21 protein-coding genes are annotated in these 23,169 nt (G+C 61.5%); 8 read left to right on the top strand and 13 right to left on the bottom strand.

Annotated elements, in window-relative coordinates; genetic code table 11:
• The 5 genes from KIT25_18710 (at position 1) to KIT25_18730 (ending at position 6,190) form a co-directional block, all read left to right on the top strand.
• Positions 1-1,545: an acyl--CoA ligase gene (locus tag KIT25_18710; protein UYN94062.1), complete on the top strand. Its 1,545-nt coding sequence runs from the start codon at positions 1-3 to the stop codon at positions 1,543-1,545.
• The gene (locus KIT25_18715) at positions 1,542-2,690 is read left to right on the top strand and encodes a thiolase family protein (protein UYN94063.1); all 1,149 of its coding nucleotides are present in this window, start codon (positions 1,542-1,544) and stop codon (positions 2,688-2,690) included. The genes KIT25_18710 and KIT25_18715 overlap by 4 nt, the downstream gene beginning before the upstream one ends.
• Positions 2,691-2,701: 11 nt before the next feature.
• Positions 2,702-3,151, top strand: coding sequence for an OB-fold domain-containing protein (locus tag KIT25_18720; protein ID UYN94064.1), 450 nt, complete (start codon positions 2,702-2,704; stop codon positions 3,149-3,151).
• A gap of 35 nt (positions 3,152-3,186) precedes the next feature.
• Positions 3,187-4,881 (top strand): amidohydrolase family protein, encoded by a 1,695-nt coding sequence (locus KIT25_18725; protein UYN94065.1) that lies wholly within the window; start codon positions 3,187-3,189, stop codon positions 4,879-4,881.
• Positions 4,882-5,074: 193 nt separating this feature from the next.
• Positions 5,075-6,190, top strand: coding sequence for an LLM class flavin-dependent oxidoreductase (locus KIT25_18730; protein ID UYN94066.1), 1,116 nt, complete (start codon positions 5,075-5,077; stop codon positions 6,188-6,190).
• A gap of 559 nt (positions 6,191-6,749) precedes the next feature.
• Here the strand turns inward: KIT25_18730 and KIT25_18735 are convergent.
• Positions 6,750-7,238 (bottom strand): MarR family transcriptional regulator, encoded by a 489-nt coding sequence (locus KIT25_18735; GenBank protein UYN94067.1) that lies wholly within the window; start codon positions 7,236-7,238, stop codon positions 6,750-6,752.
• Positions 7,239-7,473: 235 nt separating this feature from the next.
• Here KIT25_18735 and KIT25_18740 point away from each other — a divergent pair, with 235 nt between their 5' ends.
• Both KIT25_18740 and KIT25_18745 read left to right on the top strand, forming a co-directional pair.
• Positions 7,474-8,634 carry an ABC transporter substrate-binding protein gene (locus tag KIT25_18740; protein ID UYN94068.1) on the top strand — a complete coding sequence of 387 codons (1,161 nt, stop codon included), beginning with the start codon at positions 7,474-7,476 and terminating at the stop codon, positions 8,632-8,634.
• Positions 8,635-8,693: 59 nt separating this feature from the next.
• Positions 8,694-9,353: a 2OG-Fe(II) oxygenase family protein gene (locus KIT25_18745; GenBank protein UYN94069.1), complete on the top strand. Its 660-nt coding sequence runs from the start codon at positions 8,694-8,696 to the stop codon at positions 9,351-9,353.
• A gap of 389 nt (positions 9,354-9,742) precedes the next feature.
• On the opposite strand, the gene KIT25_18750 is transcribed toward KIT25_18745, so the two are convergent.
• The 4 genes from KIT25_18750 to KIT25_18765 form a co-directional block, all read right to left on the bottom strand.
• Complete coding sequence (locus KIT25_18750; GenBank protein ID UYN97984.1) at positions 9,743-10,522, bottom strand: SDR family oxidoreductase; 780 nt, start codon at positions 10,520-10,522, stop codon at positions 9,743-9,745.
• 89 nt (positions 10,523-10,611) lie between these two features.
• Positions 10,612-11,901, bottom strand: coding sequence for an acyl-CoA/acyl-ACP dehydrogenase (locus tag KIT25_18755; GenBank protein ID UYN94070.1), 1,290 nt, complete (start codon positions 11,899-11,901; stop codon positions 10,612-10,614).
• A gap of 34 nt (positions 11,902-11,935) precedes the next feature.
• The gene (locus KIT25_18760; protein UYN94071.1) at positions 11,936-12,706 is read right to left on the bottom strand and encodes an SDR family oxidoreductase; all 771 of its coding nucleotides are present in this window, start codon (positions 12,704-12,706) and stop codon (positions 11,936-11,938) included.
• A 134-nt stretch (positions 12,707-12,840) separates the two neighbouring features.
• On the bottom strand, positions 12,841-14,082 hold the full coding sequence (locus KIT25_18765; GenBank protein ID UYN94072.1) for an AMP-binding protein: 1,242 nt from the start codon (positions 14,080-14,082) through the stop codon (positions 12,841-12,843).
• Between the two features lie 370 nt (positions 14,083-14,452).
• Here KIT25_18765 and KIT25_18770 point away from each other — a divergent pair, with 370 nt between their 5' ends.
• On the top strand, positions 14,453-14,908 hold the full coding sequence (locus tag KIT25_18770) for a MaoC family dehydratase N-terminal domain-containing protein (GenBank protein UYN94073.1): 456 nt from the start codon (positions 14,453-14,455) through the stop codon (positions 14,906-14,908).
• Between the two features lie 61 nt (positions 14,909-14,969).
• On the opposite strand, the gene KIT25_18775 is transcribed toward KIT25_18770, so the two are convergent.
• The 8 genes from KIT25_18775 to KIT25_18810 form a co-directional block, all read right to left on the bottom strand.
• Complete coding sequence (locus KIT25_18775) at positions 14,970-15,428, bottom strand: PaaI family thioesterase (protein UYN94074.1); 459 nt, start codon at positions 15,426-15,428, stop codon at positions 14,970-14,972.
• A gap of 28 nt (positions 15,429-15,456) precedes the next feature.
• Positions 15,457-16,578, bottom strand: a complete 1,122-nt coding sequence (locus KIT25_18780; GenBank protein ID UYN94075.1) for a zinc-binding dehydrogenase — start codon at positions 16,576-16,578, stop codon at positions 15,457-15,459.
• A 180-nt stretch (positions 16,579-16,758) separates the two neighbouring features.
• Complete coding sequence (locus tag KIT25_18785; GenBank protein UYN94076.1) at positions 16,759-17,631, bottom strand: SDR family oxidoreductase; 873 nt, start codon at positions 17,629-17,631, stop codon at positions 16,759-16,761.
• Between the two features lie 25 nt (positions 17,632-17,656).
• Positions 17,657-18,796: an LLM class flavin-dependent oxidoreductase gene (locus KIT25_18790; GenBank protein ID UYN94077.1), complete on the bottom strand. Its 1,140-nt coding sequence runs from the start codon at positions 18,794-18,796 to the stop codon at positions 17,657-17,659.
• Between the two features lie 57 nt (positions 18,797-18,853).
• Complete coding sequence (locus tag KIT25_18795) at positions 18,854-20,011, bottom strand: amidohydrolase (GenBank protein ID UYN94078.1); 1,158 nt, start codon at positions 20,009-20,011, stop codon at positions 18,854-18,856.
• Complete coding sequence (locus KIT25_18800; GenBank protein UYN94079.1) at positions 20,008-21,174, bottom strand: Rieske 2Fe-2S domain-containing protein; 1,167 nt, start codon at positions 21,172-21,174, stop codon at positions 20,008-20,010. Before KIT25_18800 ends, KIT25_18795 begins: the two co-directional genes overlap by 4 nt.
• Positions 21,175-21,210: 36 nt before the next feature.
• Positions 21,211-21,993 (bottom strand): enoyl-CoA hydratase/isomerase family protein, encoded by a 783-nt coding sequence (locus tag KIT25_18805; protein ID UYN94080.1) that lies wholly within the window; start codon positions 21,991-21,993, stop codon positions 21,211-21,213.
• A 13-nt stretch (positions 21,994-22,006) separates the two neighbouring features.
• Positions 22,007-23,161: an acyl-CoA dehydrogenase family protein gene (locus KIT25_18810; protein ID UYN94081.1), complete on the bottom strand. Its 1,155-nt coding sequence runs from the start codon at positions 23,159-23,161 to the stop codon at positions 22,007-22,009.
• Positions 23,162-23,169 lie beyond the last annotated feature (8 nt).

Raw genomic sequence — 23,169 nt, forward strand, 5'->3', positions numbered from 1 at the left:
ATGTCGCATGCTCCATTCGGTCAGGATGCCGCCCTCGCCGCCCGAATTACTGTTGGCGAGCTCTTGCGGGCGCAAGCGCGCGTGCGGCCGAAATCACCAGCCGTTGTCGATCGAGGCCGCATGTGGAGCTATGGTGAGTTCAATGCGCGCGTAAACTGCTTGGCGCATGCCCTGGCCGCCCTCGGGCTGCAGCGAGGCGATCGCGTCGCAATCCTTTCCGAGAACCGTTGCGAATACCTCGAGTTGGCTTTCGCCGGGGCAAAGCTCGGGCTGATCCTCTGCGCTCTGAATTGGCGGCTTACCGAAGAAGAGCTGGCTCACTGCATTCGCTTGACGACACCCAAGGTGACGCTGGTCTCGGAGCGGTTCGTGGGTGCGCTGAGCGCCCTTGAACATGGCTGTCACACCATCATCGAACTGGGGGCCGATTACGAGAAACGGCTGGCGGCACAGCCCGTTGACGAACCCGACATCGCGGCACAGCCAGAAGATGGTCTGGTCATCATCTACACCAGCGGAACAACCGGACTGCCCAAGGGCGCCCTGATCAGCCACCGGGCCGAGATCGCGAGGCTGCACGTGAACTGCCTCGACTTCGACCTCGATCGCACTGATGCCTTCGTGGCATGGCCCCCAATGTTTCATATGGTGTCATTGGACCAATCGATCAGCCTGCTCACCATCGGCGGGAAGGTGGTCGTCGTCGACGGGTTCGACGTTGCCCGGATCTTGGACAGCGTCGAGACGGAGCGGCAATGGTGGCTTGTGCTGATGCCCGGCATGATCGACCAAGTTATTCGTGAGCTTCGTGCGCGAACCATCAGGCCCAAAGGAATCAAATTGATTGGCGCCATGGCCGATCTCGTTCCGCGGGCGCAGATCGCGGAGATCACACAGCTGCTGCAGGCCTCCTACGCCAATACTTTCGGCTCGACCGAAACCGGAATCCCGCCGATGTCGGGTGGTCGCATCCCCATCGGTGAAGTGCCGACCGACCTGTCGAAAAGCCAAAACTCGCTATGCGAGTTCCGACTCGTCGATGCGGAAGACCGGGACGTGCCAGATGGAACACCTGGAGAGCTGGCGTTTCGCGGCCCAACGCTTTTCAGCGGCTACTGGAACGCCCCGGAAGTGAACGCGAAGGACTTTCGCGGTGGATGGTTCCACATGGGCGATATGTTCGTCCGGCGACCGGACGGTAGGCTCGATTTCGTCGACCGTGCCAAATACTTGATCAAGTCGGGCGGCGAGAACATCTACCCGGCCGAGATCGAGCGCGTCCTGCTCGCCGACCATCGCGTCGCCGACGCTGTCGTGGTCCGCAGTCGCGACGAGAAGTGGGGCGAGGTGCCTGTGGCTTTCGTCGCACGCCGGGATGAAAGTCTTACAGCCGAAGACCTTACCGAGCTCTGCCGCCGCCATCTCGCCGGCTACAAGCGCCCGAAGGACATCCGCTTCGTCGCCTTCAATGCCCTGCCGCGCAGCACAACGGGCAAGATACAGCGCCACGAGGTCGAGCGCTGGCTGGCACAGGAGCACGCATGACCTGCGAGATCGCGATCGTCGGGATTGGCGAAACGCCACCAGTGCGTCGCTCAGGCCGGACTTTGCGTGCGATGGTGGTGGATGCCGTGATGGCCGCCCTCGCCGACGCAGGCATCTCTCCGAAGGAGGTCGACGGGTTGGTCACCGACGCGGTCATCATGCCGACACAGGTGCCCTTCGACTACCTCGCCGGTCAGCTTGGCGCTTCGAACTGTTTTGCAGCTTCCGCTTCCTTGGGCGGCGCAGGAATCGCCTGTGCGCCCATGCTCGCGCAGCATGCAATCGCGTCGGGCCTCGCAAAAGTCGTCGTTGGCTACTTCGGAGTCGACTGGGGAACTCGCGCCGGAGGTCCTTACGCATTTCACGACCTTTACCCTGCAAAGCAGGCGTTCGAGAAGCCTTACGGCTTCAATGCGCAGCCGATCTATTTTGCCCTCTGGGCGCGGCGCTACATGCACGAGTACGGTCTCACCGAGCGCCAGCTCGGCGCCTTGGCCGTGTCGCACCGGCAACACGCCCTGCTCAACGGCCGCGGCCAGCTTCGCGACTCCCTGACGTTCGAGGAGTATCTCACCTCACGCATGATCGCGGAGCCGCTTCGGGCGGCGGACTGTTGCCTGATTACCGACGGAGCTGGCGCCTTCGTGATGACGGCCATGGATCACGCACGCGATTGTTCGAAACGGCCGGTCAGAGTGCTCGGGACGGGGTTTGCCTCGGCGCCCGTCACCGGTGACTCGGTGTTCACGCAGGGTTCCTGCCTCACCGCTATGCCTGGCGCCGCCGAAGCCGCTCGGCGCGCTTTCGCATCCGCTCGCCTTGGCCCGAAGGATGTCGACTTCGCCGAGATCTACGACTGCTTCTCGATCTCCTGCCTGTTGCAGCTCGAAGACACCGGTCTCTGCCGCAAGGGCGAGGCCGGCTGCTTCATCCAGGACGGCGGCATCGCGCCAGGCGGTCCCCTACCGGTCAACACGCATGGCGGGTTTCTCGCATACAGCTATCGCCTTGGAATCGAGCATGTAACCGAGGCGGTGCGACAACTCCGGCATGAGGCTGGCCGGGCCCAGGTTCCCGACGCCGAAATCGGCCTCGTGACCGGATTGTCGATGCCCGACTTCGGCGTGCTGCTGCTGGGACGATGATGGAGCGACCCATGACGGACGAACAGATGCCCGAATTCGCCCCGTTCTGGCACAACGTCGCGAAGCGCCGGCTGGGCTTTCCAAGGTGTGAGGCGTGTGGTCGCTTCCATTGGTATCCGCTGACACGTTGTCCACATTGCTTCGCTGCCGACATCGAATGGTGCGCCGTCGAGCCCCGGGGCACACTCTATTCGTGGACGGTTGTACGGCATGCTTTCGCGCCCACGTTCGTCGACAGGCTGCCGTACGTCGTCGGCCTGATTGAATTCCCAGACGCACCGGGAATTCGGCTCGTTTCGGAAGTTCGCGCGGCATCGACAGACGCGTTGTGGATCTTGATGCCTGTGCGAGCCGTGTTCGTGGGCGGCTCTGGTGCCGACGGGCTGCATTTTATACCCACAACGCCAGACGAAAGAGGATCCCAGGATGATGGCGATCCTTGCGTCTCCTCAGTTCAGTGAGTTCCCGCGGCTGCCGGCTACTTAAGGAGGAAGCTATGGATTATGATCTAAAGATTATCGGCGCCGAGATCGTCGACGGGTCCGGCAGAGAGCGCTATCGCGGCGACGTGGCAATCAAGGATCGGCGCATTGTCGCGTTGGGCGCCGCCCCTGGGCAGGCCCACAGCACCCTCGATGCCGGCGGGCTGGTCGTCTCGCCGGGTTTCGTCGACATCCACACCCACTACGATGCCCAGGTCATGTGGGACCGTATGCTGAGCATCTCGCCGTGGCACGGCGTGACGACGGCCGTGCTCGGCAATTGCGGCTTCGGCGTCGCGCCGACCCGGCCGGCGCACCGGGACCTGATCGTGCGGACCCTCGAGAAGGTCGAGGGCATGAGTGTCGATGCGCTTGGGGCCGGCCTTGGCGCAAGTTGGCCGTTCCAGACCTTCCCGGAATTCCTCGACGCGATCGAGCAGCGCGGCATCGCGATCAACATCGGAGTCCTCGTCGGTCATACACCGGTGCGCCTTTGGGTGATGGGCGAAGCAGCTACCGAGCGCGCCGCCACGTCCGCGGAAATCGCCGAGATGAAGGCGATCGTGCGAGGAGCGATCGATGCCGGAGCGATCGGGTTCGCAACATCAAAGGCCTCGACCCATGTCGGCTATGGTGGGCGACCTGTGCCGAGCCGAGTCGCCGACTTGGCCGAAATCAAAGCCCTGGCCGGTGTTTTGGGCGAAGCCGGCCGTGGAATCATGCAGGCGACCATCGGCAAGGAATTGTTCCTGGACGAGTTCGTGGAGATTGCCCGAGCGACCGGGCGGCCGATCACATGGACGGCCCTTCTCGCCGGCCTTTCGTTCGGCGTCGGCGACCACCGCCAACAACTCGCGCGCTCGGAGGCCATCGCAGCCGAGGGATTGAAGATCGTGCCACAGGTCACGCCCCGGCCGCTCAATTTCGAGTACCAGTTCAAGGCACCGTTCCCGTTCGAGCCACTGAGCCTGTTCAAGCCGATTTCAGCCGCAGATGCCGACGGCAAGGCCCGCATTTACGCCGATCCGGAGTTCCGACGGGCCTTCGCAGAGCGGATGCTGACGAACGGTCCTCCTACGTTCCGCGCCACCTTCGCCAAGACGGTGGTCGGCCAGTACACGCCAGAGCCGGAGTTGGAGGAGCGCCTGCTTTTCGACATCGCGCGTGAACGCGATGTCCTGCCGACGGATTTGGCGCTCGACATGGCGCTGCGTACCGGACTCGAAGCGCGCTTCCGCATGCCGGTGGCCAACCACGAGGAGAGCGAAGTAGAGCCGTTGCTGAAGAGCACGTGTACCGTGGTGGGACTGTCTGATGCCGGTGCGCATGCCAGCCAGCTCTGTGACGCGTGCTTGCCGACCTATTTTCTCGGGCATTGGGTACGGGAGAAGAGCGCATTTAGCCTCGAGGAAGGGGTTCGCATGCTGACATCGCGCCCCGCAGAGGTGTTCGGTCTCGTAGATCGCGGTCGCCTGGCGCTTGGTGCACCGGCCGATCTGGTGATCTTTGATCCCGCGACGATCGGTGCGAGCAAGCTGCGCCGCATAAACGACTTCCCCGCTGGAGCTGACCGACTGATCTCCGATGCATCCGGCATCGAAGGTGTGGTCGTCAACGGAACCGTGATTCGCAGCCGCGGCGTCGACGCTGTCGATCCGGCGGGGCCACTGCCAGGCATGCTGCTCCGCGGAGGTCGCGCAGGCGCCTAGCTTCGGCAGGCGGCACCAGAGTGCTGCACCCTGAGGTGCGGATTGACCGTAAACGGTGGGAATGACCATCACATCGGGGATTGAGCCATCTCGTTCGACGTAGGTGCGCTGTATGTCCGCAGACGGATGGTTCCAGCAAGAGGTTGTCTCAAAGGTTGAGTTCTACGCGAGGAGAAAGACGATGCATGTTGGAATGGCCACCATATTCCAAAATACCGGGCGTCAGCTCACGGACCGGCAGGTGTATTTGAATGAGCTTGCGCTGGCCGACATGGCCGAACCGCTAGGCTTCGAGTCGATCTGGTCGGTCGAGCATCATTTCACTGACTACACGATGTGCCCCGATGTTGTGCAGTTCCTGTCCTATATGGCCGGGCGAACCAAGGACGTGCGACTGGGGTCGATGGTCGTGGTATTGCCTTGGCACGATCCCATGCGCGTCGCCGAGCAGGTCTCCATGCTCGACCAGTTGTCAGGAGGTCGCATGATCCTTGGTCTGGGTCGGGGCGCGGGTAAGGTCGAGTTTGACGGGTTTCGGCTGGATATGGGTGAAAGCCGGGAGCGCTTTGTCGCGTACGCCGAGGCGTTGCTCAACGGTCTTGAGACGGGACTCATGGAACATAATGACAAGTTCTATCGGCAGCCGCCGGCAGCAATCCGGCCAGCTCCATTCAAGAGTTTCCGGGGCCGCACCTACGCCGCGGCGGTAAGCCCGGAAAGCTCGCGGATCATGGCCAAGCTTGGCGTTGGCCTGCTGATCATCCCACAAAAGCCCTGGCGTGAGGTCGAAAAGGAGCTTGCGGAGTACAATCGGCTCTATCGCGAGATCAATGGCACGGATGCACCGCAGCCGATTTCGGCTGGCTGGACCTTCGTCGATGAAAGCCCGGAGCGGGCGCGTGAGATGGCGTTGAAGTACATCGGTGGCTACTACCGTACCGTTCTCGCCCACTATCAGTTCGCGGGCGAGCACATCAAGAACACCAAAGGATACGAGTACTATGCCAAGATGAACGAGAAGCTGCATAGTTACGGTGAGGAAAAGGCAATAGAATTCTTCGCCGAGCTACAGGTCTACGGTACTCCAGATCAAGTCCACGAGAAGATCATGGCCATTCACCGGCAGACCAAGAACTCAGGTTATGTTGGCGTATTCTCCTACGCGGGGATGGCCCATGAGGAAGCAGTGCGCAACATGCGGCTGTTCGCCAAGACGGTGATGCCCGAGCTCAAGAAGTTTGACGCCGGTGCAGCCATCGATCGCGCAGGTATGTTGCCGGATCACCGCTATGCCCACGCAGCTGAGTGATCGAAGCGCTAAACCAGACCGCTGAGAGCAGAGAAGATTCTCGGCAGGGCACATTCCGGTTCGGCCACGCGGTTGCGCTCCTGACGCGCCTTGCACCGCTCGTTGGGAGGCGTCTGTTGGTGTCGCGCGCGATAGCCCCACCGTGCTGTCCAACTCCCGGACAGGGCCGCACCCGTGATGCAGTTGTCGTTCTGACACGAAGCGTTCGCTCTGTGTCCGACGTGCGTGCGAACCCTGGCGGCTTCGACCATCGGACCATGAAGCTCGTGCCGCCATCACCGCAAGATGGAGACAAGACAGCGCATATGATGTATCTCGACGACCTTGTCTTCTTCACGTACGCATTGTCTCTGCCCAGGTACCGGTCGCCTGCAAGGTAGGTGTATCCGCCTTTAGTCTCTAGCGGCCACAGAGTGACCGAACCAAGCGGCAGGAGGACGGATCGAAGCGAGCGGCGGCGTTTGTACGCCAGATGAGAAACTGAAACGATCTCGGCGACGCCATCCGCGCCTGCTCCCGGGCGCGCATGGAAACCGGGTTTGCCGCCGGAGTTGTTTGATCACGCGTTTGCTGCATTTCTGATTCGCCTGTCCTTTTGGCTGTTGGCCGTGGCACTGTCCTCGGCTTGAAGAAGGTTCTGCCTTAGATGCTGCAGCGACTTTATGAGCATTCGTTGTCGTTGGATCGGCATACCTGCGAGTGCCTGTTCCCGAGTTTGGGTAGCAATTGACCACATGCGTGCGAGCAGAGGCTGCGCCCTATCCGTCAGATAGAGCCGGAACGCGCGCCGGTCATGCGGATCAGGCCTACGGGTCACCAAACCAGCTGCCTGAAGACGATCGAGAAGGCGGACGAGCGTGATCGGCTGGATCTCCAAGCGGTCTGCGAGGGAGGCCTGACTCACGCCTTGCTGGCGTGACAGATAGGCAAGCGCTCTCCATTGAGCTTGCGATAGACCGAGTGCCTGCGCCCGCCGATTGAAATTGCGCCGCAGCAGGCGCGCGACATCCCCCACGAGAAACCCAATGCTTGAATCTGGATCCGCCACGACAGTCTCCCATATTGATAAGTATACCTTATAATATATGTCTTATGCCTTTTTTGCAGAGCTGGTCTACGCTCCCGAACAACTGACAGGCACCGAGCCGTCTTGCCAGTCGTCGAAAATCGAATAAGCATTCAAAAAACAGACGCTTCGCTTTCGATTGGGAGATTCCACTATGGGAGCCACAAGACGCAGTTTTCTGGCGAGCGCTTCGGCCACGGCGACCATGTTCGCTGGCATGACAGTGTACGCACAGAAGGCCAAATACGACGATGGCGTCAGCGACATCGAGATCAAAATCGGTAACGCGAACCCCTACAGTGGGCCGGCCTCCGCCTATGGCGTGATTGGCAAGGCGATCGACGCCTATTGGAAGATGGTCAATGACCAGGGCGGCGTCAACGGCCGCAAGGTGAAGTTCATCACGATGGACGACGGCTACAGCCCGCCCAAGGCCGTCGAAGTGGTGCGTCAACTGGTCGAGCAGGAAAAGGTGTTCGCAATGTTCCAAACGCTGGGAACGCCGAGCAACACAGCGATCCAGAAGTACTTGAACACCAAGAAAGTGCCACAGCTCTTTGTGGCTACGGGCGCCTCCAAATGGGGCAAGCCGAAGGAGTTCCCGTGGACTATGGGCTGGCAGCCCGACTACCACACCGAGGCCGTGATCTATGCCAAGCATATCCTGGCCACCGTCAAGGATCCGAAGGTCGCCGTGCTGATGCAGAACGACGACTACGGCAAAGACTATTACGATGGCATGCGCGACGGGCTGGGCAAGGACGTCGGTAAGATCGTCAAGCACGTCACGTACGAAGTGACCGACCCGACGGTCGATTCGCAGATCATCCAGCTTAAGGACTCGGGCGCCAACGTATTCTTCAACATCACGACACCGAAGTTCGCGGCCCAGGCTATCCGCAAGGCAGCCGACATCGGCTGGAAGCCGGCCCATTACCTGAACAATGTATCCTCCTCGGTAGCGGCAGTGCTGAAACCAGCCGGATTCGAGAACAGCCAAGGCATCGTCACAGCGGCCTATCTGAAGGATCCCACCGACAAGCAGTGGGACAATTCGGACGACATGAAAGCTTGGCGCGTGTGGATGGCCAAATACAATCCCAGTGCCAGTTTGGCCGACGGTTTCAACGTTTATGCGTATGCCGTTTCCTACACCTTGCACAAGACACTGGAGCAGTGCGGCAATGAACTCACACGCGCCAACCTGATGAAGCAGGCGGCCAACCTCAAGAAGCTCACCGTCCCGCTGTTGCTGCCCGGCATTACTGTCAACACCAGTCCAACAGATTACTATCCCATTCAATCGGAACGCCTGCAGCGCTTCGAAGGCGAAACCTGGGAGCTCTTCGGCGAGGTGATGTCAAACGAAAGCTCCTAGCGCGCACTGGCTGCAGCTGCGCTCGCCATTCAAGTCTCGTTAGAACTGTGGGGACGGACATGAAGGCCGCAACGGAGCTTAATGCCCTTTCGCTGTTCGCGACGGTGATCGCCCTATTCGATGTGCCGGACGCAGTATCGCTCAACGCTCAGTTGCGCCGGGTGATCGAGCAGCGCGAGAGAACCCATCCCGCCGGCCGCGTGCGTTCCAACCTGGGCGGCTGGCAGTCGAGCGACGACATGGAAACCTGGGGTAGTACGGCCGCCCTCAAGCTGCTGGCATTCGGCCGAAACGTCGCGAACCGCATGACGACAGATCGCGAGGGAAATCCGGGCAGCGGACCGCACCCTGGGCATTTTGCCGTAACGTGGCGAGCGAACATGTGGGCGAATATCAACCGCAAGGACGAGGGCAACGCATTTCACTCGCACCCAGGCGCGTTCTGGTCAGGAGTCTACTACGTCGACGACGGCGGCATTGACGCCGATCCGTCGCTTGGAGGTGAGCTAGAGTTCATGGATCCACGTGGGCCCTTGCCGCTGATGTTAGCGCCGCATCTCGGCTATGTTGGATCGAGCGACCTTTCGAATACCTCCATTCAGGCGCTGCGGCCCAAGCCCGGCCGGCTTGTGATGTTCCCCGCCTGGCTGATGCACCAGGTGCGCCCCTATCACGGAACCGCCGAGCGTATCTCCGTCGCCTTCAATCTCACGCTGTGAGCGCATCCGATTATCTTGAAGTATAGCCGAGCGTAAGAGCGTAAGGAGTATGCGCGATTTTGCGTCTACTTTGCTGTAGTCCTTTTGCAGATTGTCGATTGTCGCGAAATCGAGGGTGGTATCAACGCCCCGGCAGCCAGGCGGTTTACCGCCTGCCAGGAGCTGGCGCTTCACTGATTGCGGCGCCCTTGAGGATTGATACGCGAGAAGTGCGCAGGCTGTCGCGCTTGATGCCTAACGATGATCGCCCGTCGGCAGATTCGTGAAATGAATGGATCTTGTTGAGCTACCTCGGTTCGTGCCGTAGGTTTCGCGAAGACCAGCTCAGCAAACACGACATCCCGCTTCCGGCGTGCCAACTCGCTCGTGAACCATCGCATCCAGCTTGTTCATGCCGTTGATCCTCCATCGACTGGTAGAGCCGCGCCAGTCACGAAAGAAGCCTCGTCGGACAAGAGAAACAGTGCTGCGTTGGCAATCTCCTCAGGGCTGCCCGGCCGTCCTAAAGGCGTCATGCCAGCGTGCTTGCGGATGAGTTCCTCTGGATCTTGGCCGCGTGTACTTTGTTGGTCGGGTCTGGCGACGAACACGCGTAACATCGGCGTATCTATGGGGCCCGGGCACAGAGCGTTGACGCGAATCCCATCGCGGGCCAAGCGCTTGGCGAGCGAGCGCGTGAGACCAACGACCCCGAACTTCATGGCAGAATAGACAGGACTAAATGGCGAGCCATGCAGGCCTGATGTCGAGGCCGTAAAGAGCAGTGTACCGCCGCCTCGCGCTCGCAATTCTGGAATGGCTGCTTCGGTGGTGATCAGCACAGAACGCAAGTTTAGGCGGACCGCCAAGTCGAAATCCGCCAGATCCAGGCCCTCAACCGAAGCGGGACCGGGATGGCCGAGATGGTTCCAGACGAAATCGAGGCCGCCAAAGGCGTTGGCGGCTTCCTTGACGATCTCGCGCGCCGCATCGGCTTCGCCTAAATCGGCGACGATGCCCTTCGCTCGGCCTCCAGAGTTCACGATCTGTGCGACCGCGGCAGCAACGCCTGCCTCGTCCCGATCGACAACGGCGACGGCAGCGCCCTCGCGCGCGAAACGAACTGCCCCTGCCCTCCCCATTCCCGAGGCCGCCGCTGTAACGATGCCGACCTTGCCCTTCATTCGCATGGTGTCTTCCTTCTTAGCAAACATTCGCTCGGCGACCGCGTAGAGCAGCACTCCGCATACGAACGGAGCCTGAGACGCTTCCGGGACGCCTACAATTCCGTGTCTCCCGCAAGGAGGCGTTGCACAATCGTGCGCCGCAAGACCTCATTTGTGCCGTCCGCCACGTTCACCGAGCGAACGTCCTGCCACGCATGAACAAGTCCGAGCTCGTTGGTGAAACCCATGGCGCCATGAGTCTGGATAGCGCGATCCAGCGCCCGGGCACCGATTTCCACCGCATAGGCCTTGGCCATCGACAGCTCCTTCACCGCCCGCTCGCCGCGGTCGATCAAGGTCGCCGCATTCAGCGCCATAAGATGCGCCGCATGCAGCTCCATCGCCGCTTCGGCCAACGGAAACGTCACGCCTTGGTATTCCGCGATCGGCTTGCCGAAAGCCTCACGCTGCTGAGTATAACGCAGCGCTGCCTCGATCGCCCAACGGCCAAGTCCCACAGCGCGAGCTGAATTGTAGATACGGCCGATAGAGACGCCCAACAGTCCGATGCGGAAGCCCTCATGCAGTTCGCCGACCAGCTGCCATGGCTCGACCTGCACGTCCTCCAGCACGATGGAGCCCTCGTTGCCACCCACCGACCCATGCATGCGGATGACATTCTCCAGCCTGAAGCCGGGTGACGCGGTCGGCACGAGAAAGGCGCTGATGCCACCAGCCCGGCGTGACGCACGGTCCGGATCGGTCACGGCAAAGACGATGCAATAGTCTGCCTGCGGCGCGTTCGTCGTCCAGATCTTGCGGCCGTTGAGTCGCCAGCCAGAGTCGGTTTGTCTCGCTTTCGTACGGATCATGGTCGCATCCGAGCCGGCGCCAGGCTCAGACATGCCGAAGCACATCGATGTCCGGCCCTCCATCATGCCCGCTAGAATCTCGGAGCGTGCACGATCCGTCACTTTCAATAGGACCTGGCTTGGACCGAAGGCCCAGTGGCTGACCGCATAAGCACCCAGCCAATTGTGGCTGCCACAAAGACGATAGATACGCTCCCAAACAACGAAGTAGGCAAGCATGCCCATGCCTGCCCCACCCAGTTCCACAGGCACTGACATCGAATAGTAACCAGCCTTTGCGGCCGCAATGCGCACGCCTCGAATATGCTCGACCACGGCAGGGACATAGCGGCCATCCTCGCTGTACGTGCGACGCGGATCGGACAGCAGCGCATGATCGTTCTGGTGACGCGGGAACACCTCTCTGCGAAGGAAACCTTCGATGCCATCCGCTATTGCGGTGACGTCGTCAGGAATCGGAAAGGCAAGGGCGGTCAATGTGATCCTTTCAACGGTTGTCGGTTGCCTGGTGCAGGTTTGGAGCACGCGCATTCCCAGACCCGACATAGCCTGACCTGATGTGGAATTAGAGGGAGACCGTCCCGCCATCGACGGCAATCGTTTGGCCTGTCACCATCGAGCTGGCATCGGAGGCAAGATAGAGGATTGTGCCAACCAGATCGTCGGTTGTGAGGACACGGCGAATCGACTGGCCGGAGACAATAGCCTTCACAGCGTCTTCCTTCTTCTCACCGAAGAACTGGCTCATGCCGTCTGTCTCAACGGTCGCAGGGGCCACTGCGTTGACACGTATGTTGAAGCGGCCCAGTTCGCGCGCCAGACCTCGCGTCAATCCAATCACGGCCGCCTTAGACGTCGTGTAATGCAGGGCGTTGGGCAGACCGTATGTCGCAGCCAACGAGGAGATATTGACCACGGAGCCACCCCGTTCGCGCATGGGCGGCACAAACGCACGGCAGCAATTCCACACGCCGGTGACATTGACACGCATGCATGACTCCCAGTCTCCCTCGGCGATCGTATCAAAGCGACCCGACTTGAGCGTCGCAAACAATGCCGCGTTGTTGACCAGCACATCCACCCGGCCAAGCCGGGTGAGGGCGTCGTCCGCCGCGTCGCGGCAACTGGTCATGTCTCCAACATCGCATCGCCGGCCGAATGCCCGACCGCCGTTAGTCTCAATGTCGCGAACTGTATCGCTGCAATCCGAGAGATCGAGCGCAACGACCGTGGCCCCAGCCTTGGCAAGCCCCTGCGCATAGGCACGGCCGAGGCCTCTACCAGCGCCCGTTACAACCGCTACCCTGCCGGTCAGATCAGTCTGGGCCATCATCATTCTCCTTCACCTTGGTGCACGGCGCCGTTCCCCCGAGGTCATCGACGGCGCGGTGGCTAGACCTGTCGCCCGCCTCCGTTCATGCAAAGGCGTCGCGACGCAAACACCGACTCGTCCGCCTGGGCGTCGACTGATCAGGTGTATTTGCGCACATCGTCGATCACCTTGCCGTCGTTAGGCAGGCTGCCGGGCGCCACGAACTCCACGCGTCCTCGGACCTTGCAGATATTCTGGATGTTGCCTTCCACCGCCTTAGCCAAGTCGGCGGAGCCCCCGATGAGCTCGGCTTTCAAGATCATGACGTCTTGCTGATCGACCCAGTCGACGACCAGCCGCACGCGGCCGAACTCCGGATGACGCCGGGCGACCAGCGCAATCTGTGCTGGGTCAACAAACATGCCCTTGACCTTGGTGCGCTGGTCGGCACGCCCCATCCAACCCTTGATGCGCATGTTCGTGCGGCCACAAGGGCTGATGCCGGGCAGCACGGCGGACAGGTCACCGGTTCCGAAGCGCACCAAAGGATAGGCCTTGCTGAAGGTCGTAACGACCACTTCGCCTACCTCGCCGTCGGCAACGGGATCGCCGGTGCCCGGCCGCACGATCTCGACCAGAACGCCTTCGTCGACGATCATGCCCTCCAGGGCTTGGGATTCGTAGGCGATGATGCCCACATCTGCCGTGCCATAGCTCTGAAAGGCCGATATGCCACGGTCGCGAAACATTTGGCGGAGCGAAGGTGGCAGCGCCTCAGCGCTGACAAAGGCCTTTCGAATCGACGAAATGTCCTTGCCAAGGTCATCAGCTTTCTCGAGGAGAATCTTCAGAAACGAGGGTGTTCCAACGTAGCTCCCCGGTCGGATGGCCTCTATGGCGTCGAGCTGCAACTCGGTCTGGCCGACGCCTCCCGGCACGACCGCGCAGCCCAATGACCGCGCTGCGGCCTCCATCATGAGGCCGGCCGGCGTGAGGTGGTACGAAAAGGTATTGTGAACGATATCGCCGGCACGAAACCCTGCCGCATACATGGCCCGTGCGCCGCGCAAATAGTCCTTTTCAGCGGTATCGATCTCGAAAATGGGCCCTGGCGACATGAAAATGTGCTGGACTTGCGCGAGCGGCACGCTGAGCAACCCTCCCATCGGCGGACTCCTTTTCTGCACGGCACTTAGGTCCGCTTTACGCAGAATTGGAAGGCGTGCGAGCGCAGCGCGGCTCGTTACCATGGCCGGATCGACGTCCTTCAGCCATTCGACGAAGAACGGCGCATTGGCCTGGGCATGCGCGACTTGCGCCTCAAGGGCGGCGGCCAATGCAATCTCCCGTTCTTCGGACGAACGCGTTTCAAGAGCGTCGAAGTATTCGGTGCGTTCCATATCTAGCGCCGCCTTTCTGAGCGTCTCTGAACATCCGCTAAGGCCGCGAAGATCTGCGGTGCCGGCAATACTTCACGAGAGTCCGAGGCATGCATGAAATGGCCGTGTTCAATCGAAGCCGGACCTCCGCCAAGCCGCAATTCTCGCCCACTTTGCGGTCACTCCTTGCATCCCAGCCTTTGGATTTGCGTTCCACTAGCATCGAACCTTCATTAGAATATATATATGCGGCTCTCAAGGAACATCAAATTTGTAGCGAGTTTCGTAGCTACATTCTAATTAACATTAGAACATTGGTGTGGTATGCCCGCCCTCCGGGAGCGTGATGGCAGCGGTTGCCGCACCCCTCGCTGCGGCATGAGGAGAGCGCATGGAGTACGTCGGCCTCGGGCTGTTCTGGACTGACCTCAAGGTCGGCCAGAAGTTTCGCACCATCAATCGCACCATCACCGAAGCTGATCTGGTGAATTTCATCAATGCCACAGGTATGGTCGAGATGATCTTCACCGATGTGACGTTCAGCGAGCAACATGGTGCCATGCGAGGCCGTCCGGTGCCGGGTGCTCTTTGCTACTGCTTCGTTGAAGGCCTTTTGGTTCAGGCCACGATGCAGCATACGGGGCTCGCCATGCTGGAATCGACCATAAAGGTGCATGCTCCTACCAATGTCGGCGATACTATTCACGGCGAAGTGGAAGTGACGGCGATCCGGCCAACCAGCAAAGGGAATCGGGGAATCGTCACGACGATCAACAGCATTGTCAATCAGCGCAACGAGGTGGTCATAACCTACAATGTTACCCGGATGATGGCAGGGCGCAGCTGAACCCATCACCTTTGTCAGCGAATACCGTCGCCGGTGGTTTGGCAAAGGGCGAGAACCAAGTCTAGTCACGGGACTTCGGTGGCTTTGGTTGCATGATCAGAACCGTGCCTTGAGCCGCACCACAGGGCCGCCCGTCGTTCTCCACGTCGATCCGCACCACTGCCGTCGAACGGGTCATGGCGACAATACGTGCCTCCGCAATCACGGTACCGGCCGAGACTGGCGCGAGGAGATTTAGTTTGAATTCCGTGGTGGCCGCCCATTGTCCCGGCTGCATGTGCGGATAGCATACGAGTCCAAGCGTATGATCGCACAATGCGGCGAGTACGCCGCCATGCAGATTGCCGAAACGCGTCAGCAGCTTCGGGTCCGCCGCCATTTCCACGCGCAGTCGCCCGGGCTCGACGAGCGTGGTGCGTAGACCGAGGAACTGCGGGAGGCCGGATGACGGTACGGTCGGTTCGAGGAAGCGGCGAGCCACCTCCTCATCGAAGGGCGGGAGCCGCGGCGGTAGGTTCATGACGTTGCTTTTTCCGGAACTGTTGTCTCTACGAGGGCGGGATAAGGCAGGAGTGGATCGACCGTTCGCCGTCGACCTGGCCGGCAAGCGTTCGGATCGCCAGATCAGCCTCCTCCAGCGCGAAATCGTGCGTGTGCATCAGCGCAAGCGGAACCTTGCGGCTTTCAATTAGATCAATCGCCTTGCGGTAGCCTGAGCTGAGAACGCCGATGGCACCCTTAATGGTGATTTCCTTCCAGACAACCATGTCGGAGACGAAATCCGGCACCGTCTTTTGACGCCTCTTTCCGTCCTGCATGGTGAATCCCTTCACTCCGGCAAGGACGATTGTGCCGCCGCGACGCACGTAGTCGAGCGCCCCTCGCACGGGTTGGGTGGCGTACGACGTGACATCGACAACGACATCCACGCCTCTTCCGCCCGTGATCTCTCGGACGCGCTCCCTGGGGTTCTCGTTGTCTACGTCGATCGTGTAGTCCGCGCCGAGTGCACGCGCGACGGCCAGCTTCTTGGCGTCCGAGGCCAGTCCAGTAACGATGATGGTGCCCACTCCAGCATGGCGTGCGGCCACGACGCTGGCCAATCCGCGCTGCCCCGGCCCGAGAATCATCACGGTATCGCCGGCGCTTGTCCCGGGAAGCTCGACCGCCCAGCGAAAACCGGCGCCGAGTGGATTGAACATGACAGCGATCTCAGGCGGCAAGGACTTGTCGATCCGGTGAACGATCGCATTGGGCGCAAGATACATGTACTGCGAGTACGCACCCCAGATTCCCGGCGCCACGGTGAGCGGGATGTAGGAATAGATCTGCCGCCGGTCGCACAGATGGTAGTGCCCGCCGAGACACGTGTTGCAACAGTGGCAGGACAGCATCGTCTCGACGCAGACACGGTCGCCGACATCGACGCGCCAGCGCTTCGCTGCAACATCGCCGATGGCCGCAATGATACCCAACGGCTCATGGCCGGGGACGACCGGATAAGGCGTGCTCAGCGCGCCTTCGTATTGCTCGTGGTCGCTGCCGCAGATGCCGCAAGCCTCGATTCTGAGAATCGCGCTGTCGGCGCTTATCGGCGGGATCGGGAGATCACGACGCTCCAGTTGGCGCGGACCCGTCTGAACCATGGCCATCGTTTTCTTGGGCAGCATCGCGTCACCTCTTCTCCGACACGGCGTCGTGTTGGTCTTACCGGGCTATGCGCGAGCGCGCGCCGGCCGGCCGATGCAGCCCGGTGGTTCAAGACGCCAGCGATTGGGTTCATTGACTATGATCTGGTTCATCGCCTCCTTAGGATGATCAGGTCCAGGAATGCGTTTCAACCAACCGAACTAGCCGACCTTGAAGTAGTCCGGACGGCCGGCCGACCAGAAGTCGCCCCACATCTGCTGCCCGCCATCGATGGTCAGGACTTCGCCGGTGATGAACTTGCCCGAGGGACCGGCCAGGTAGACGCAGCCTTCGACGACGTCCCAGACGTCCCCTGGGCGGCGCATGGGGTTGCTCTCGTAGAAGGTCTTGCGGCCCTCCTCGGAATACTGCGCGAAGCCGCTGCTCTCGACCGCACCGACGCCGAGGCAGTTTACCCGGATACCAAGGGGCGCCCATTCCACTGCCACCGTCTTCGACAGGTAGATCACTCCGGCGCGCGCCGCCGTCGAATGCGCCATGTGCGGCAATCCACGCTCGATCGTGGCCGTGATATTCACGATGTTGCCTGCTTGGTCGCGATCTCGCCAGCGCCGGGCGGCGGCCTGCATCATGTACCATGTGCCGCTCAGGTTGGTGTCGATGACGGCTTTCCAACCCTTGACGGTGAAATCGATCGCTGGCTGCGCAAATTGTCCGCCGGCGTTGTTGACGAGCACATCAAGCCGGCCATGTCTCAACCATGCGCGCTCCATGAGGGATTCGACCTCGTCCGGCTCACGAATGCTCATCGCCATGGCATCGACGTCGCTGCCGAGGCCACGCAGCAAGGCGACCGCGGCCTCGAGTTTCTCTGGCTTGCGGCCACATAGAACGAGATGAGCACCCAACCGCGCAAACAGAACGGCGATTGCCTTGCCGATGCCACTGCCGCCGCCTGAAACGAGAACCACCTTGCCGCTGAACAGGTCCGCGGCGAATACAGTAGGATGCGCGATGAGTTCGGCATCGGTGAAGCCGAATCGGCGATCGCCGGGAGACGTCGGGCCGGTCATGAATGAAAACGTTGAGCGGGCATGATCAAGCCGCGTCTGCGAAGCGAGGCATGACTTTAGTCGCCATCAGCTCTAGCGATTGCAGGATCTGGCCGCGATCATGCAGACCCTGAGGAATCAGCAGGACGATCTCGTCCTGCCCGGGCACGGCTTTCTGAACAGCTTCCAGCCGCCGCGAGATGGTATCAGGCGAGCCGACGAGCAGCTCGGGCAGTCCTTGGCCAAAGGGAGCAGACCACTGGTCCCAGAACCAACGCATGTCCTCGAGCTGGGCATGTGCTTCGGCGTCAGTCGGGGCGCAGATGAAAATGCCGCCCCAAGCCGTCGCGTGGCCGGAGCTGACGGCTCGCCCGTGTTTCTCCGCCTCGTCGTGGTACGCACGATTGAGATGGCTGTAGAAGTCGAGATTATCGGTCAGCACGATGGGCCGGCCCCCGTACTTTGCCCAGAACAGCGCCGTACGCATGGAGGCGGCGAAGCCGCCATAGAGCGGCGGATGCGGCGTCTGCAGCGGCCGCGGCGCAATGCCGACTTCGTTGATCCGCATGTCCGGAGCGACACCCTGTCCATAGGTCGTGTACACGCCGTGCGGATGAGGGTTGACCATGCCGACCGGTGGGAAATTCCAGTACTGGCCTCGATGGCAGAAGGTTTCGTGGGTCAGTGCCTTGACGACGACGTCGACGAACTCATCGAAATACGCCCGGTTGGCAGCGTCGACCGGCGAATCCTTGTTCCATGGACCGACCGCATGAAGATCCTCGCGCACCTTGAAATTCTCGACCCAGCGCGCCTGGTAGCCACGCACCAGCCCCACACCGAAGCGCCCGCCCAGCATGTGGTCCATGGTGGCGATGTCCTCCGCCACCCGCAGCGGATTGTGCGTTGTCGATACGAAGCCGCAGGTGATGACCCGCAGCGTTTTTGTGTGCTTGCCCAGCCACATCGCCATCAGCCGGGGATCGTTCGAGATCTCGAAGCCCTCGATCTGCAGATGGTGTTCGGGATGGCCAAACCCGAAATAGCCGGCATCGTCGGCAAAGCGCGCATATTCGGCGATCTCGTCGAGCATGCGCTGATAGAGCTCGGGCTTGCGGCCGGCCATACCGCCTTCGAGTTCAGCCCGCCGGCCGATCGTGCAGTAGACGAACAGGCTAAACTTCATGAGGTCCCTCGTTGCTTCCGAACTTGCTGCCGGTTCAGGATGAGAAGCGGGGTGTGGTTAGGCCGCAAGCTTGTAGAGGTCTGCCACGTTGTCGTGCAGGACCCGTTGCCTCAAGGATGGACTGAGATGTGCGGTCTGCTCGGCGATCACGTCCTGGCTCCACGGCCAGGTCGAATCACTATGGGGAAAGTCGCTGGCCCACATCAGTTGTTGAGGCGCCATCATGTCGGCGAGCTTGAACGCGATGTAGTCGTCTTGGAACGTCAAGCTGATATTGTCGCGGAAATACTCCGACGGCAGCCGCGCCAGCTCCTTGCCCTTCATCCAGTAGCGGTGCCGCTTGTACGCATGGTCCATGCGGTACATGAAGTGCGGCGCCCAGCCGGCATCGGCCTCGACACACACCACCTTAAGCTTGGGATGGCGTTCGAACACGCCGCTGAAGATCAGCATACTCATGATGTCCTGACAGCCGCGGATAATCGAAAGAAATCCGCTAATCTTGGGACCGCGGTGCGAATTGATGCTGTCCGTCTTCGACGTCAGGATATGGAACGACAACGGCAGGTCCAGGGCCACGGCCGCTTCCCAGAAGGGATCGTAGGCCGGGTCATCATAGTCGAGTTCGCCTGGGTTGCCGGGCATCATGACGCCCCTGAAGCCCATTGCCTTGATGCGCTCGAGATCGGCGATACCTTCCTTGACGGTTCGAATGCCGGTCTGGCCGATGCCGATCAGGCGGTCCGGCGCGTGCGCGGTGTACTGCTGGAGCCAGCGGTTGTAGGCGTCGAAGCAGGCCTTCTTGTAGTCTTGGTCCGGATGATTGCAGAGCACCATGCCGACGGTCGGATAGATGACTTCGGCGCCCACACCATCGCGGTCCTGGTCGGCCAGCCGGGCTGCCGGATCCCAGCCGCCGCGATGAAGGTCCTCGAAGCGCGCCCCGCCCGGGCGGAGGCTGCTGGGCTCGACGCCGGCCGCAGCAACCAGGCCCATCGGGATGGTCTGCTTCATGCCTTCGACGACATAGACGTCGCCGAACTTGGGATCGCGCTCGATGTGGGGGGCGCGTTCGCGCCAAGCGGGCTCGATATGGTCGCGATAGCAATTGGCCGGCTCGGTGATGTGCGAATCTGCGGATATTGGAACGAAAGTCATGGTCGTCTCCTCGCGTAGCTGATCGATGATGGGCGTGCTCCCTGGAAAGGGACTCATGCTCGTGGGAGCCCCAGTGCCTGGTGGACGGAACGATGGAAATGTGCCAGCGCCGGCTCGTTGCGGCCGAACAGCAGGTGGTCTTGCGCGCCGGAATGGAAGCCGCGCTGCATGTTCTCCCCCAGCGGGAAGTCCTCCTGTTCTACCGTGTCGAGCAGGATCTTCATGTTGCGATCCCAATGGCGTTTCGCCTTATCGGTGAGTGCCGGTTCCGGAATGTAGAGCGAGGCATGCATCACACTCTCGTCGGGACTGGCCCCCGGGAAGACGCGCCAAGTCTCCATGTGGTCGCCCTGCCAGACCAGCACGGTGTTCGGGAACAGCGCATAGACGACCGCCGTGTGCCTCAGCACGTCCCAGTCGCGCTCCGGCATTTCGCGCAACGCCGCCAGCCCCGGGCGCGGCACCGCCATGCGCCCATGGCGGCCATAGGCATCGAAGGTGGTGTGTGTGCCGAGAATCAGTGGCGCGATCGTGTTCCGATGAAGGACCTTGATATGATAGCCTTCCAGGAAGGTGCCAATGACAAGCTTCCAGTTCATCGCCCGCCTTAGCGTTCGTGTCTCGTAATGGCTGTAGCGATCGAAGCCGTATGCCCCGAATTCCGACGTGAGATCGCCCAGGATCGCGTCGGGATCAAAGGGCGTGTCGCCGCCGGGCCGAACCCAGATGAACCCATGGCGTTCCACCGCCGCAAGCCGCCGCAGGCCGTGCGTTGCGCGGTCCACATCGCCAAAGGCCTCGGCGTCGCGCACGCCCAGCAATTGCCCGTCCAGACCGTACGCCCACCCGTGGTACGGGCACACAAAGGAGGTGCCGGCGCGTGCACAACCTTGCGCGAGATCGGCTGTCGCCAGCTTGGCGCCACGATGGCGGCAGACGTTGAGGAACGCGTTCACCTTGCCGTCTTTGCCGCGAACAACCAGAATCGGACGGCCGGTGAAATCGTTGGTAAAGAAATCGCCGGGCTTTGGAAGGTCGGCAGTCATGCCGAGGATGAGGGGATGCTCGCGGAACAACAGGTCGCGTTCGTGCGCGGCCTGATCTGAACAGATATAGTCTCGGACCGGATTGGCAAAGGGCGATACGCTACGCGCCTGCTCGCCCTTGTCGATGTATGAGAACATAGTGCGAGCCAGTTCGACTTGTGTTGCGTGCTCCATGAGTAATCCTCCTGATCGCGTACAAGGTGCACTGGACTAACTGAATTTCGGGACCCGACGGGCCTGAAAGGCGGCCAATCCTTCGGAGACGTTCTCCGACCGCAGCGCGTCGACGACGCACTCACACTCGCGCGCCAGTCCTTCGGCCAGAGGGACGTCGAGGCCTTGACGAGCCAGTGACTTCATCGCCGCGATGGACTGTGGATTGCGAACCGCCAGCGTCTGCGCGTACGTCATGGCACGCTCGGCAAGTGCCGTCTCCTCGACCACAATATTCACGAGGCCACACTCGCGCGCAGTGGTCGCGTCCAGCCACTCGGCGCTGTACATCAGGTGGAGGGCCCGGCGCAGGCCGACCAGGCGGGGCAGGCGCTGCGTGCCACCCCATCCGGGGATCAGACCGTACTGTGCATGCTGGTCACCGAAACGAGCCGAGCTGGCGGCGAACACGACATCGCACGCCATCATCAGCTCCAGCCCGCCAGCGAGGCATAGGCCATGCACTGCTCCGACGATTGGCAAGCGCGAGCGCTCAAGGGCGGTGAGCGCGTCGTGTCCTGCGGTGATGAAAGCTTCGAGGGTGGCGCGGGTCTCGCGCGCCGCGAGGACTTCGTCCAGATCAGCGCCGGTGCAGAAATGCTTGCCGTTGGCCTTGAGCACCACGACACGACACTCAGCATTGGCCTCCAAGGATCGCACCGCGGCAGACAGGCCGTCCGCCAGACCGCGCGATATGCAGTTGAACTTGCCGGGACGGTTCAGTGTTACCACACCGATATTGGCTTGCAGCTCGGTGAGGACGGGCGATTCTTCGGCCATCGGCACCCTCCGCCTAGTACGGTACCGCCACGCGCCCGATCTTCTCGCGCGCGATGATCATCTTCTGGATCTGCTCGGTGCCGTCGCCGATCTGCAGGCCCATCACATCGCGCAGCCGCTGCTGATGCGGCAGGTCCATGGTGTAGCCGGAATGGCCGTGCGTCAGGAGGCACCGGTGGATCGTCTCGAAGGCTGTCTTGGGAGCCCACCATTTGCACATTGCGGCTTCCGCCGTGTGGGGCTTCCCTTGGTCGCGCAGCCACAGCGTTCGGTAGCAGAGAAGCCGTGCCGCAGTGAGCAGCGTTTCCGCCTCGGCCAAGGGTTCGGTGACGCCTTGATAGCGTGCCAGCGGATGGCCGAAGGCTTGGCGCTCAGTGACGTACCGCCAGGTTTCCTCAAGCGAGGCGGCGGCTGGCGCCAGCACCTGCAGCCCAATCAATGCCCTGCTGTAGTCGAAACCCTGCATGACCGTACGAAAGCCCTCGCCCTCGCCTCCGATGCGCCATTCGTCAGGCACCTTGACGTCCTGGAAGAAGACCGACCCCCGGCCGACAACCTTCGAGCCCACATCGTTGAAGCTGGAACGGCTAATGCCCGGCAGGTCGAGCGGCACATGAAAGGCAGTCACACCCCGAGCACCGGAACCTGCCTCGCCAGTGCGGGCGAAGACGACGATCGATCCCGCCTGTTCGATCATCGAAATCGACGTCTTCTCGCCATCGAGCACGTAGCCGTCGTTGGTGCGGCGCGCCTTGAGCTGGAGATTCGCCGCGTCAGACCCACCACGGGGCTCGGTCAGGCCGAGTGCCACCACAGTCTCGCCGCGACAGATCCTCGGTACGACCTCCTTCGCGATCTCGATCGGCGCGTGGTGCACCAAGATCGAGCCCATCAACGACCCCAGAAGCTGAACGTAGGCGATGCTGAGATCGGCCGCTGCCACGCCTTCGATCACGAGCCCGGCTGTCACTCCGTCCGCGTCGAGCCCACCGAACGTCTGTGGCAGGTCGACCCCGATCAGCCCAAGGCCGCCCATCTCGCTGATCAGTGACGGCGCAATGCGTCCGTCCTTTTCGCGAGCGATATAACCCGGGGCGAGCTTTTCGACGCCAAAGCGCCGCGCCGTCTCGCCGATCTGCTGCTGTTCCGGGGTCAGGGAAAAGTCCAACCTACAGC

Origin of the sequence: Enhydrobacter sp., from assembly GCA_025808875.1 — a bacterium.
In the GTDB taxonomy this organism is placed as follows: Bacteria; Pseudomonadota; Alphaproteobacteria; order Reyranellales; family Reyranellaceae; genus Reyranella.